Source organism: Streptomyces sp. H27-H1 (genome assembly GCF_026627445.1).
Classification (GTDB): domain Bacteria; phylum Actinomycetota; class Actinomycetes; order Streptomycetales; family Streptomycetaceae; genus Streptomyces.
This window is the reverse complement of sequence record NZ_JAPNLJ010000025.1, coordinates 76,460-89,797: the sequence shown is the minus strand read 5'-3', so window position 1 is coordinate 89,797 and position 13,338 is coordinate 76,460. Positions and strand designations below refer to the sequence as shown.

The 13,338-nt window shown below is 69.3% G+C and carries 8 protein-coding genes; all 8 read right to left on the bottom strand.

Translation table 11 applies throughout. From position 1 onward, the window contains the following. Nucleotides 1-15: 15 nt before the first annotated feature. The 8 genes from OTB20_RS25460 to OTB20_RS25425 all read right to left on the bottom strand — a co-directional run bounded on the left by OTB20_RS25460 (nt 16) and on the right by OTB20_RS25425 (nt 13,330). Nucleotides 16-294, bottom strand: coding sequence for a hypothetical protein (locus OTB20_RS25460; RefSeq protein ID WP_267759974.1), 279 nt, complete (start codon nt 292-294; stop codon nt 16-18). Next, the gene (locus OTB20_RS25455; RefSeq protein ID WP_420716484.1) at nt 291-872 is read right to left on the bottom strand and encodes an N-acetylmuramoyl-L-alanine amidase; all 582 of its coding nucleotides are present in this window, start codon (nt 870-872) and stop codon (nt 291-293) included. Before OTB20_RS25455 ends, OTB20_RS25460 begins: the two co-directional genes overlap by 4 nt. Nucleotides 873-1,097: 225 nt before the next feature. Then, on the bottom strand, nt 1,098-1,367 hold the full coding sequence (locus OTB20_RS25450; RefSeq protein WP_267820846.1) for a hypothetical protein: 270 nt from the start codon (nt 1,365-1,367) through the stop codon (nt 1,098-1,100). Nucleotides 1,368-1,521: 154 nt separating this feature from the next. Then, a complete protein-coding gene (locus OTB20_RS25445) occupies nt 1,522-5,424 on the bottom strand; it encodes a hypothetical protein (protein ID WP_267759978.1) in 3,903 nt (1,300 codons plus the stop codon). A 1-nt stretch (nt 5,425) separates the two neighbouring features. Continuing rightward, a complete protein-coding gene (locus OTB20_RS25440; protein WP_267759979.1) occupies nt 5,426-6,523 on the bottom strand; it encodes a hypothetical protein in 1,098 nt (365 codons plus the stop codon). A 2-nt stretch (nt 6,524-6,525) separates the two neighbouring features. Further along, nucleotides 6,526-7,458: a hypothetical protein gene (locus OTB20_RS25435; protein ID WP_267759980.1), complete on the bottom strand. Its 933-nt coding sequence runs from the start codon at nt 7,456-7,458 to the stop codon at nt 6,526-6,528. Between the two features lie 26 nt (nt 7,459-7,484). Further along, nucleotides 7,485-8,378, bottom strand: a complete 894-nt coding sequence (locus tag OTB20_RS25430) for a hypothetical protein (RefSeq protein ID WP_267759982.1) — start codon at nt 8,376-8,378, stop codon at nt 7,485-7,487. After that, nucleotides 8,375-13,330, bottom strand: coding sequence for a phage tail tape measure protein (locus tag OTB20_RS25425; RefSeq protein WP_267759984.1), 4,956 nt, complete (start codon nt 13,328-13,330; stop codon nt 8,375-8,377). Before OTB20_RS25425 ends, OTB20_RS25430 begins: the two co-directional genes overlap by 4 nt. Between the last annotated feature and the right edge of the window lie 8 nt (nt 13,331-13,338).

Below are 13,338 nucleotides of genomic sequence, written 5' to 3'. Positions count from 1 at the left end.
GGGGGCTCGCCGTGATCAGTCGTCCACGATGGTCAGCTGTCCGCCGCCCTCGTCCGCCCTCGGCGGGGGATCACTGCGGTACAGCCAGTTCGGCAGCAGGTTGTGTACGACGGACAGGGCCATCACCCGGGTGACAGCTCCGGCCACCGCCAGGGCGACGGCGACACCCGCCGTCGTCTGCGGGATCCCGCTCGCGTCGATAATCAGCGGGAGACCCGCAGCCAGACCCAGGAGAGTCTGGAAGACCGTCCGGACAGTTCGCTGGTTCGCGTCGAACGCACTCTTCTTGGTCACTTCGGCACCTTCAGGGTCTGGCCGGGCTGGATGACGTACGGGGAGGCGATGTTGTTCTCGCGGGCCAGGGCCAGCCAGTTCACGCCGAGGCGCCCGCCGATCCCGGACAGGGTGTCCCCGGCGCGCACGGTGTAGGTGGCCGAGCCGCCGCCCGGCTTGCCGTTCAGACGGCCGGCGATCCGCTGGCGCAGCCCGGACATCGCGAAGCCCTTCGGGTCGACCTTCCCGGGCTGCCACTCCAGGTGACCGATGACGCTCGCCGCGCTCCACTTGTGGGCACGGCACAGTGCGGCGGAGACACGCTCGATCGCCTCCAGCTGAGCCGCCGGCCACGGGTCTCGGCCGTCGCCGAGGTTCTCGCACTCCCAGCCGTAGAAGTGCGGATTCCCGTCCTTGTCAGCCTCGTTGGCCGCAGGCAGGGCACGTTCCGCGATGACCGCGGCCAGGACGTCGGAGTCGCCGGCGCCCGCATGGTTCGCCCGACCGTAGCCGACGAGATGGACTGTGCCGTCTTTCGCGATCACGCCGTGGCACAGCGGACCGGGAAGTCCCGAGTAGCCGTTCTCGCAGATGCTCACGGTGCTCGCTGTGCCCGACGTCACCGTGTGGTGGACCATCACGCCATGCATGGGGCCCCAAGCCCCCTTGGAGTTCCGGTTGTGGGTGCGCCAGCCAGGGCGCTCGACGACCCGCACGCCTTCAGCGCGCAGGGCCGCCACAAGTGCGTCAGCACTCAGGGGTGTTGCCATTGTCGAATCTCGGATTTCTCCCGCGCCCAAGATCGAAAAAGGGTGGAGCTACTGCTAGGAGGTGCCGCGCGAAACCAGCCACAGCTGCACGGCCATCAGCACAAGCGGAGCGACGAAGGAACTCACCACCAGCCGCCGGGTGGCCGCAGCCTGAAGTTGGTCCTCCCGGCGCTGCTGATCGCCCCGCTCCGTGATCTGGTCGTGCTCCCCACGCAGTCCCGCGAGTGCAGCCTCCACTTGGCCGATGCGCTGCTCCGTCGCACGCTGATCAGCCCGGTACACGTCCTGGGTGACCACCTGATCGAGACGCGCGGCGAGGTGCACGAGGTCACCTCGAAGGTCCTCACGGAGCTGCGACACCGCACGGTGCAACTCCCACAACGTGGGCTCGGCGCTCGGCGGCACAGACAACTCTGATCACTCCCAGCAGCCCCACGCCTGATTCGATCGTACGTGCGCCAACCGGACGCAGGGGCAGCTACTTCACGTACGTCACCTTTAGCTGAGGCGGGTACTGCTGGCCGACGCCATGGGCCCGCCCGTAGTAGGTGCTGCTCGTCGTGTTGGGGTCGAGGGCGATGCCCTTCTTGGACGCGTCGAAGAGCGACGTGATGTCGATCCACTTGCCCTCGTTGCGGCGCCAGCTCACCGTCATCGACGCGCTGTCGCTGCCGAAGCTTCCCGGCCTGGAGGTGTGGCCGTGGGGCTTGATCACCGCCGAACCGCCGGCCGCGAAGTACCAGTGCTCGAAGTACAGGTACATCATGACCTTCTCGATCTTGGCCCCGCTGAGATCCGTGGTGAGAGCCGTCGGGAAGCCCACCAGCGATGCGGTCGTGCCGTTGGTTGAGGAGTAGTAGCCCTGAAGCATTTGGTTTCCGTGGTAGCTGCTGTATCCGCTCCGGTTGGTGTAGGTGCCCGACCAGGATGCCCCGTACGTCTTCTCGTACCGCTGAGTCGCAGGCTTCGTCGGGTCCGTGCCACCGCCGCTCGTGCCCCGGTTCAGTTCTCCCGTCGACGCGATCGCCTTCCCGACGTCCTCGACGTACATGACGGCCGGGTACTCCCCGCCGCCGAACATCGACACCGTTCCGCCGGCCGCGCCCCACCTCCACAGGAAGGTGCTCAGCAGCCGGTGGGTGCCCGCGCCGAGGGAGGCACCTGAGCACGTGTGCTCCAACCGGACGCGCTGCCAGCCTCCGCCGGCGGGCACGATGATGCTCTGGATCTGCCGGGACGTCACGGTCGGCTCGCCGGTGCCCCCATCCCGGAGGAAGAGGATGTGCTCGCCGTTTCCGGCGGACGGATCCAGGTAGGCGTCCACGACGATCCGGTACTGCCGGTCGGATTCGATCCTGACGGGCAGCTCGATGTAGCCGGTCTCCGCGCCCATCGCTGCCTCCACGCCCTGGGTGGTGGAGTGGATGGCCACCACCCCGCGGGCCAGGTCGACGAGCTGCGCTTCCAGACGCTCACCCTTGATCGTCAACTGCCCTGCGACCGAGAGGTCGTTGAAGGATGCGTGCCCGTTCTCGTTGATCGTTGCGACGGGAACACCGTCGTTGGTGATGGTCAAATACTGGGGCTTGCCGGTGACGAGAGAGATCGACTCCTCACCATCCGCGTCGAACAGGCGCACGCCTTCCGGAGAGATCTCGGCCCGACCCCCCGGAGCCCCAGATGTCACGACTGGCCGGACTACCACGTTGTCGAACGTCACGGTGCCTGCGGTCCCCGCATCCACGGCGAGGCGCATCCGGCCCGTCGCCGTCTGCGCGGGCGCCGGCTCCGGGGCGGTCCCCGACATGAACAACCAGCCTTTGCCCGCCGAACCGGTGGCGCTGACGACTCGGCTGTAGCCGAGCGTTCCGCCCTGCGCGTCCTCCCACCGGATGTACACCTGGGCCCGCTTGCCCACCCAATCGGCGCTGACCTGGTAGTCCGCTGCCATCCACACTCGTGTCCCCGGCGTCGCCGCGAAGATCCCCAGGGTGTGGACGCGGTCCGTGGCCGTCGAGGCAGTGCAATCGGCCCGCAACGCCTTCGCCGTATCCCGGCCCGGGCTCACGATGCTCCAGCCACCCGTCGCGGCGACGCGCTTCAACGCCACCTCGCCCTCAAAGCTGCTGTCCGCCACCATGTTGCCGTCAAGCCCCAGCGCGATCTTGTCCGCCGAGATCGAGCCCGCCTTGATGTGGATGGCCTCAATGGCGCCCGCCGCGATGGCCGACGCCGTCACCGAGTTCGCCGTCAGCTTCTCCGCCGTGATCGACAACGCCGCCACCTTGTCCGCCGTGATGGCTGCGGCCGCGATCTTGTCGGCGGTCACCGCCAACGCCGCGAGCTTGTCGGTGGTGATCGCACCCGCGTACACCTTCGGTGCGGTGATCGCCCCGTCCGCGATCTGCACGCCGGCCACGATCGGCCGGACGCAGGCGTTATCCCACCACAGCGTGCCCGCCGTCGAGTTGCCGGACTCGGCCCGAACGCGTCCGCGGACTGCCCCGTCCGGTGCCGTGGCCGTCGCGGACAGCCGGGCCCACTGCGCCCGTACAGGGCTCACCGTACGGGCCTTGCCGTAGCCGAGGATTTTTCCGTCCCCGGCCTCCCACCGGACGTGAAAGCTGATCTCCGCACCCACCCAGTCCTCGGAGACGTAGTAGTCCGCAGCCAGGTACAGCTGATCTCCGGGAGTCGCAGGCAGCAGGGTGAGATCCACTGCCCGGTAGACCGCAGTCGCAGACACGGCGTCGATCCGCAGAGAGGAAGGAGACCCGTTCCCGATGGTCTTGTCCTGGGTCGCCCAGGTAACGGCTGCCACCAGGGCGACCGTTGGTGCGCCCTCGAAGCTGGGGTCGGCCAGGACGTTCGCGGTGCCGACGACGGTCATCTTGTCCGTCGTGATCGCGCCCGCGACCACATGCCCGGCGGAGATCGAAGCCGCCTGGAGCTCCCGGCCGCTGATCGTGTCCGCTGCGACCTTGCCCGCGGTCACCGAATCGGTCGCCAGGGCGCCCGTGGTCACCGACCCGGACACGATGTTGCTGCTGTCCACGATGCCGGTCTTGAGGATCTCGACGGTGACCGCGTCCACCTGCACGACCCCGGTGGCGCTGGCCGTACCCGTCGGAGTGGACTCGTAGTTGAGGTAGAGGTACGGCACCAGGAACCGCACCTGATCGTGAAGCTTGCCCGGGGCCCGGGGGTCGGAGCAAACCCCTGCCGAGCCTGACGCGCCCGCCAGCGCCCGGCCCCGCAGGTAGCCGGTGAACACCTGCCATCCGGAGCCTGCGGGGAGTGGCGTGCGGGACGCGGCGCAGTAGTAGTGCGAGCTGATGGTGTTCACCCCCGCCCGGTTCACCATGGTCTTGCCGTCCGCACCGAACCCCAATACGCCCACGTAGATGCTGTCCGTGCCGGAGTCGGACGGAGCAAGGGTCCGCACGCGGGCCGAGATCCGGTAAAGGGTGTCGGGGTCGTACGGGATCGGCGTGGAGCCGCGCAGCACGGTGTACCCGGTGGCCTGGCCTACGGTCCGCCCGGTCGGGGCGTCCGCGATACCCGTCAGGTGAACCCACTTCGCCCCGGTGCCGACGACGGCCGTCGTCCAAGCAGCAGGGTCGGCGAGCGCATCCACGTAGTGCTGGGTGATCCCGTCCGCCAACACGCCACCGAGTGCGTTCAGGGTGACGGCGCCGGAGCCGATCTTGTCGCCGGTCACGGACGCCTTCGCGAGCTTGTCCGCGAGCACGGCGCCGTCAGCCAGCGCGGCCGTCCCCACGGCGCCGATGGCGATCTTCGCTTCCGTGACGGCCTTCTCGGCGAGCTTGATCTCCGACACGATTCCGTCGAGGAGGTCCTGCCCGACAGCCTGGCGCGCTGCCGCGATCACCGGGGCGGACCCCGGCCCCGGAATGCCGGCGGTGCTGAGCGCCACCAGGCGGACATGCCGGGGTACGTAGTCGCTGACCGCGATCGTCACCGTCGCCCCCGACGCGCCTTCGATCGTCGCCGCCGGGTTCCGGATGTCCAACGCCTCGTCCGCGGCGAGCAGCAGATGCACCTGCACCCGGCCGAGGTTCAGCGGCGGGGACGTCGCATCGGTGAAAGCGCCGTCCCAGCCGACCCGTAGGCCGCCCAGCACGGGCACGACCTGCGGCATCGTCGGCGTCGGTGGCGGGGGACCGTTGAACGTCGCGACACCGGTCGTCCCGTCGAACTGGACACCGACGGTGCCCGTCAGAACACCGTCCTCGTCGTACACCTCGATCGCCCCGGCCTCCACCGAGGAGTACGCCAAGCTCGCCGAGCGGGCCTGCCCCGTCAGCCGCCGCTCAACATCGGCGAGCCGGGCCGCGATCTGCGTCAGATGGCTCGCCACATCAGCCCCCGTAGACGAATCGGTCGGCCCGGGCCAGTGACAGCGTGACCCGCTCCCCGTCGTCGCCCTGAGGAGGACGGATCCGCCAGCCGGTGATCCGGCACCAGCCGACCCAGTTAGCCCACTGGCCGTGGATACGGACCCGCACGTCATCACCGACCTGCCACGATCCGACCGGCGCCGACGGATGGTCGATGACGTGGATCTCGCTGACCTCTCCGAGAACCTGCCGGGCGATGCGCTCACGGCGGGCCCGGGCCGCCAAACGGTCGTTGCCCTTCTCCCCGGCCACCTCAAGGACCCGCTCCATACGCAGACGCCCGTTCCGGACAGCGTCGACGGCACGCCGACGCCCCCGCCCTTCGCCGGCCCCGAGCGCGATGACGACCTGCGCGTACGCGTCCCCGTCGTACGTCACCGGAGCGTCTCCGACGATGTTGACGCCGGAGGCGAACATGATGTCGCCGCGGCGGGTCCCCAGACGCGGCCACCCGAGACGTATCTGCCCAGACGGCCGACCGGCCGAGTAGTCCGAATAGACCGTGTCCTCGGTCCACTCCGGGCCGCCCTCGACCTTCGTCATGTCGTCGACGATGTCGCCGAGAACGGGGGATTCCCACCACTCGACCTTGTACGGCTCGGCAGGCGTACCCACCTTGGTCCGGCTCGGCGCCCCGTCGACTGCCACGTTGAGATTGCCGTCGGGCTGGGCTTGTGCGTACGCCCACACATCGCGGATCACCTGGCAGGCGTCCGCGTGGACGTACGGGCCGCGCCCGTCGAGCTGCCCGTGGACGTCGTGCCGGCGCTGAAGGTAGGAGCCCCAGCCGCCCGCCTCGATCGGGAACTTGTCGCCTTCCGGCTCGGCCCGCCAGATCAGACCGCCCCACAGCACGGTGTCGTCCCGCTCCACCACCAGCACGGTGTTCGCGGGGCTGATCGTGGAGCCCACCAGGTGCCGGAACGGCACGGGGACCTCCCCCGACAGGTCGCCGGGCTCCGAAAGACCAGGCCCGAACTCGACATCGGACAGTGGAAGATCCGGAACGACGACGTCGCCGGTCAAGGCGTCGTGGACGCGGTAGCGGTAGTCGGGCATGGTCAGATGCCCTCCTCGAACTCGATGTCCGCGATGACCGTCGTCACGACGTCGGCCTGCAGGGAGCCCGCGTTGTCCTTCGTGAGGAACACCAGCCCCTGGAGACGCTGCGTGGTGCCCCGCATTTCGGCCGGGACGTCGATGGTGTCCGCCGAGATCGCGTTGATACGGACAGACCCGTCGCCCTTCGTGCTGCCGTCGTCGATCTGGATCGACTGACCCTGCACGCCACCGAGCCGGAAGGCGGTGGAACCCCAGATACTCCCCATGACCTGGAGCCCGGAGACCGTCATGACGATGCGGGCCCGGCGCGCCCACACAGGCACGCGGACATCGAAGCGGGAGGCCAGCGGCCAGTCGGCCCAGCTGCCCTTGTTCCCCGCCCAGTTCTGATCCTCTCCCGGCGAGGCAGTGTGCAGCTGCCGTTCCCGCCTCGGGTTCGCGATGGTCCGCACATCCTTGATCATCGAATCGGTCACGACGCGGGCGTTCGCCGGAAGGTCGATCCGGGCGAGGGCGACAGCCGTCATCCCGGCGGGCGGCTTCACGGTGTTCGCCGTCACATTGGGGATCACGTGGAAGTACCCGATGTCGTCCTTCTCCGGGTTGCGAACACCCTCGTATTCGGGGTCCTCGACACGCAGCACTAGCAGGTCCGAACGGGCGGACACCCCGGTCGGGGCGACCGGCACGCTGTGAAAGCCGACGTTGTACTGCGTGTAGCTGCCCTGTCCCCACGCCATGGCTCCGCGGATGACCGCAGAGCCGTCCCCGACCCGAACACCGATGCCGGGCGTGGCGAGCTGGGTGACCTTGAGGTCGTCCGACTCCGTGATGCCCTGAGCGCCGTGGCTCAGGTCCCGCACCATCATGCGGAAGGCCCTGGCCGCGTGGGTGCCGCCGTGGACGAGGAGAGGAGGGTTGATCAGCGTCATGAGCGCGGAGTCCTTGAAGAGGAGGGTTACAGGGATTTGAAGGCGGCCCGCCAGGTCACCGACAGGCGGGAGGCGGATGAGTAGCCGCGGGCGGTCCACCACAGCTCGGTGGACCCCACCGGGATCTGGAAGCGGTCCAGCCGGGAGTCCGTCGACATGCCGGTGGCCACGTTCTCGGCGCCGTTGCGCAGCGCCCACCGAGTCCCGGGCCGGGTCTCGATCTCGATGTACTCGCCGGTGGTCAGCGACACGGACAGCTGGAGGAGCTGGCCCGTCTTCGGCATGTAGATGCGGGGGTCGATGCACGGACCGGTGATCCGCAGGGTCGGCCAGGCCGGGAGGGTGCCGTCGTTACGGACCCAGCCGCGTCGCTCGTCGGGGAGTGAGACGCCCGTGTTCAAGGGGGCGACCAGGGGGGCCTTCAGCCCGCCGAGGCCCTTCGCGGACAGCGACAGCGTCAGCGCGGACGTGGTGTCCGCGTAGAAGCGGGGGTCGACAGCGACGAACTCGATGTCCAGGGGTATCCAACCGACGGCGGCGTTCTCCCACGACGGATCGACCCGCCGCAGCCGTCCGAACAGGACACGCGTCTGGCGGCCGGGCCACTGGATGCGCAGAGGCATCACTGCGCCCGGAGCCGTACGCGCCTCAGGTGCGTCAGCGAGTTCTTGCAGGTCGGAGAGTATCTCCACCCCGGCCGCCGGATCCCCGGGCGTCCGGATGCCGCAGTCGATACGGATCGTCCGGGCCTCGTACCAGTCGGTGCCCGCCCACGCCCCGTCCGCACCCGGGCGGGGCACGACGTCCCCGCGCACCGGGGCACGGCCCAGGCCCTCGATCTCTGCGATCGGCACCCGTGTGCCGTGCCCGATGGTGACGCCGCCCAGCTCCACCTGGAAGTCCTTCAGCACGATGGTCATCGCAGACCTCCGCGCTGCGCCCGGCGCAGTTGGTAGGCCATGGACGCGGCGATGTCGTTCGCGGAGGCCGGGCTGTTCGACACGTTGATGGTCTGCGTGCCGATCGCGGGGGACTGCTGCACCACCACGACCTGCGCATGGCCACTCCCGGCATCCACGAGCTTGCGGGGCACCAGCCCGTACCCGAACTTTCCTGCTGTCGCTCCGAGTACGGCCGTGGCTCTGCCGCGCTTCGCCGCCGAGTGCGGGATGTACGACTCGCCTCGGGTTTCGGGCTCAGCAAACTTGATCAGGCCCTTGGTGGCCCCGGCGCCGCCGTACACGCCCGGCTCCCAGATACCGCCGTTCGCGTAGGCCAGCCCACGGTTCGCCTTCACCAGGTCCGCGAGGAACCGCTCACCCCGCGCGCCGGTACCCCGCAGCTGGGAAGCCGCAAGGTTGGCGACCTCGATCAGCCGGTCCTCGCCCAGCCCCGTCTGGTCCGCGACGTCGTGGATACCGCGGCCGGCGCTGAGCGCGCCGATCAGCTTCACCAGGTCGGTCAGCTGCTCCCCGTCGAGGGACTTACCCGCCGCCTCCGCAGCAGCGTTCGCCTTCTCCGCCTTGCCCCGGTCCCGAACCGCCTCCTGGGCGAGGGTCTCCGCGCTCCCGTCGTTCTGCTTCGCCAGGCGCTCCGCGAGCGCACCGAACCCGCTCGTCGCCAGCTGCGTCAGCGCGCTCTGGAACGCGGTGTTGTCCTTCACCGCGTTCTGGAGCTGCGCCGTGTAGTCGGCCAAGCTGGCCCGCGCGGTCGCGGAAAGCTTCTTCAGCTGGTCCGCCATGTCCTGCACGTAGCGCGTCGACCCGGTGGCCATCTTCCGCGTCAGCTCAACGCCGTCGTCCCCCATGTCCTCCAACGCCTTGGCCACATCCGTGCCGGCACGCTGGGCGACGGTGGTCAGGTTGGACCGCCAGGACTGCGCCGTGGATACCGAACTGCGCAGGTTCGACTCGAACAGGCCGAGGTCGAAGACTTCCTTGTCGCCCTGCTTCTTCTTCGACTTGGAGACGACATCGCTGACGGAGAACCCGGAGCCGCCGAGCGCCTGGTAGGACCAGTCGGACAGCCCACCGGACGCGTTGTAGGTGACCTCGCCGCCGAAGCGGCGCGCCACCTGGTCCAGGATCGACTTGGACCGGGCCCGCTTGCCCGACGCGAAGGGGATGTACGCCTCACCTTGGGTTTCGTCTTCCGCCCACACCCGCCATTCGCCGCCGCGCGCGATCTGTGCGACGTGGTTCTCCCGGACGCCGCCCGACGCGTACGTGAGGATGCCGCCGCTCGCGAAGCGGTAGCCATCGGCCCACGGGCCCGGGCCACGCTCCTGCGACGTCCGGAAGATGTCGTTGTGGACGGTGGTCACCGTCACGGTGCGCCCGTAGATCGAGTTGATGGCGCCCTGGATGGTGGCGGCCCCGCTCGTCGCCGACCCCGTCGGCACGGTCACCGACACGTTCTTGCTGCCCGGCACCGCATCGATGGAGAACCCGAGGTTCACCAGCTCCTGCCGTGCTGTCTCCGTCGGCGCGCTCATGACGATGGACTTGCCGCCGGGAACGCCTGCGATCGCCGTCTTGACGTTCTCCAGGCTCGCGATCGTTTCCGCCGTCGATGAGGACACGGCGACGTGCTTCGCGCCGGGGGTCTGACTGATCTTCGCGATCAGCGCGTCCAGGTCGGTGCGCGCCAAGTCCGTGGGCGCGGTCACCTGCACCCGCCGGTCCTTCAGGTCGGTGATGGAGAACCCGAGCTTCTTCAGGTCCTCACGAGCCTCGTTCGAGAGCGTCGCGATCGTCACCGTCTTGTGGTCTGGTGTCGCCTTCAGCGCCTGCTGCACGGCGATCAGCTCGGACATCGACGCATCCATGCCGGCGGTCTGGAGGAGGATCGACACCTGCTCTGGCACCAGGCCCGCCGCATCGGCCAGCCTCCCCGCCTGCTCTGCGGTCAGCCCGAAGCCCTCAGCGGTAGAGATCGCGGACTCGCGGGCGGATTGCATCTGCTTCTGCGCCGCTTGCAACGCCTCCGGGACGGTCTTCCCGTTGGCCTCCGCGAACTGGTAGGCGGCCAAGGCGGCGTCCGCACTGTTCGTGGACAGTCCTTGCAGGACATCGAAAAGCTTCTGACCGTTGCGGGTGACCGTGGACAGAGACCCGTCCATGTTCAGCAGGACCTTGCCGTACCCCTGCGCATGGTCCACGCCGCCCTTGAACGCCTCGTTCGCGTCGGAGATCTGCCGGTTCAGCCGGGCCTCGGCCGCCGACAGGTTCACCGACCCGCCGGCGAGGATGTTCAGCGCGTCGTGCAGCGCACGGGCACGGGTGTCCGCATCAGCTGTGGAGTCCGACAGGCGGCGCATCGCGTCGGAGAACTTCCCGAACGGGCCGACAGAGTCGGCCGCCGACTTCGCACCGGACCCGGTGGCGTCGGCAAGGTCCTTCGCGTCCTTCACGGCCTGGGACATCTCGCCCTTGACTGAGCCGATCGCGTCGGCTGCCTTCGCGTAGGCGAAACCCTGGGTCGTGTAGGTCATGGCGGCGCCACCGTTGGTGACGATCATTTCCCGGCTGGCGTCCGCAGTTTCCTTCAGCCGCTTCTGGAGGGCGTTGAGGCCGCCGTCCTGCCCGAGGTAGGCGTCGGTGAGCTGGCGGGTGTTCACCCCCGCCTTCGACATCACGTCGACCAGGCGGGCTTTCCCGTCGAAGACCTTCGCGTCCATCACGGCCTGAGCTGCCGCGCCGCGCACGCTCTCGGTGATCGCACCGTTGGAGTCGCGCAGGGCCTGCGAGAGGCTGCTGATGCGGGACTGGTGTTCGGCTGCCGCCTGCGCCGCCTTCTGTTGGTGGGAGGCCAGCATCGACAGGCCAACACCAGCGGCGGCAATCGCTACGCCCCACGGCCCGCCGAGCGCACCCATCAGGCCGCGGGCGGCCCCACCGAGACCGACACCGATCGAGCGCGCCAGGCCGGAGGCCGGTCCCTCTGCGGACCGGAACGCGGCCGACATCTGCCCGACGATCGGGATACGGGTCTGGAGGACGGCGAGTGCCTGTCCGATCCGGCCCACGGACTGCCCTTGCGCGGCGGCCAGGCTGGCCTGCACGCGCATCTGGTCGCCCCACGACCGGTAGGCGCCGACGACCGGGCCCGAGACCGTCTGGCCGAGGCTCTGCATCATCGGTGCGACACGGCGGGCCAGCATCATGGCGACGATCGCGGTCTGTACGGGGCCCGGCAGCGCGGAGAACCCGCGCACCAGCCAGCCCACCGCCGCACCGATAGGCACCAGGGCCCCGGACAGGCCGGAGGCGGCAGTGCTCGCCAGGTTGAACGCGGTGACGATGATGTCCAGAGCCGTCGCACCGGCCCCGCTCTCATCGGTGACTTCGGCCAGGGCGTCCGCGACGGGCCGGGCCGCGTCCACTAGGTTGTTGAAGATGTCGACGCCAGCCCGGCCGACGTTGACCAGAACGTTTAGTCCTGCGGCGGCGACATCGAACGCGAGGTCCTTCGCTGGGCCGCCGAGGCTGCTGACGGCATCCCACAGCTCGCCCAGTCCCTTGGCTGCGGCGGCCGACGCGGACGGCTTCGCCAGGGTGTAGAGGTCGTGGAGGTAGTCCAGGGCCCCGGCCACTGCCGGGGTTCCGGCGCTCAGCATCTTCGTGGTGAGGCGGGTGAGCTTCTCCAGGCCGGGTGCGGCCGCCGTATACAGGACCTGCCCGGAGTTCTTCGCCTGACTCTTCAGCTGGTTGAGGGCACCGGCGAGGCCCTTCGTCTGGGAGGCGGCGATCTCACCGGCCGCACCGGTACGGCCGATTGCCGTCCGCATCTGGTCGAAGCTTTCGACGCCCTGATGCGCGAGGGCCATCGCCCCGGCGAGCGCAGGCTTACCGACGACCTTCGACAGGGAGGCTGTGAAGTCCTGCTGACTCAGGCGGTGCTGTGCCTTCTCGAAGCCTTCGACGACGGTTCGCAGGCCCTTGAAGTTGCCCTGCGTGTCCCACGCCTCGATGCCGAGCTCGGCGAGGCCTTCCTTCATCCGCTTCGTCGGCGCGGCCAGGTTCGTGAAGATGCCCCGCAGCGACGTTCCTGCTTTGGAGCCGAGGATGCCCGACCGGGCCAGCATCGCTACGGATGCCGCTGTGTCCTCCAGAGAAATGCCCAGTTGGGCGGCGACCGGGCCCGTGTAGGACATCGCGTAGTAGATGTCCTGGAGGCCACCGGAGGCCGCGTTCGCGCCGGCCGCGAGGACGTCGGCGGCCCGGCCCGCATTGTTCGAGCTCAGCCCGAACTGGTCCATCACGTCCCCGAGATACCGGGCGGCGTCGGCCGCCGAAAGGTTGTCGGCCGCCGCGAGCTGCATCGCAGCCCGCGCGTTCGCGATGGATGAGGTGCTCGTCTGGCCCGCCTTCGCGAGTTCGAGCATGGCGGCCGCGGCCTTGGAAGCCGACGTGCCCGGGATCTTCAGGTCGGCGCCAAGTTCACGGGCCTTGGCGGCCGCCATGACCATCTCCTGGCCGGAGGCGCTCGTGACCGCGCCCCACTTCTGGATGGCGCGCTGGTACTCGTTGCCCTCGCGGGCAATCTCGGCGAGACCGGCGACGAAGCCGCCACCGGCCACCAGGTTCCGCAGGTGGTGCGCTTCTTGCCGGGCGCCGATGAGACCGCGCCGCAGCTGGCGCATCGACGCGTCGCCATCCGAGCCGACCTGACGAAGGGAACGCCGGGCGCCGTCAGCGTCGGTGGAGATCCCGCGCAGGCCCGCCGAGCCGGAGCCGACACGGCCGAGCGTGCGGTGTAGCGAGTCGACATCGCGGCCGAGGGACCGGAGTGCGCCGGAGGCGCCCCGGATGCTGGACAGCAGTTGCGCCGCGTCGGCGCGCATCTGCACGCTGAGCGTGTAGCTCGACACCTGGCCGG

Bases quoted from the DNA above. Each gene is read 5' to 3' on its own strand.
- OTB20_RS25430 (WP_267759982.1), bottom strand. From the start codon at position 8,378: ATGACCATCGTGCTGAAGGACTTCCAGGTGGAGCTGGGCGGCGTCACC.
- OTB20_RS25440 (WP_267759979.1), bottom strand. From the start codon at position 6,523: ATGCCCGACTACCGCTACCGCGTCCACGACGCCTTGACCGGCGACGTC.
- OTB20_RS25435 (WP_267759980.1), bottom strand. From the start codon at position 7,458: ATGACGCTGATCAACCCTCCTCTCCTCGTCCACGGCGGCACCCACGCG.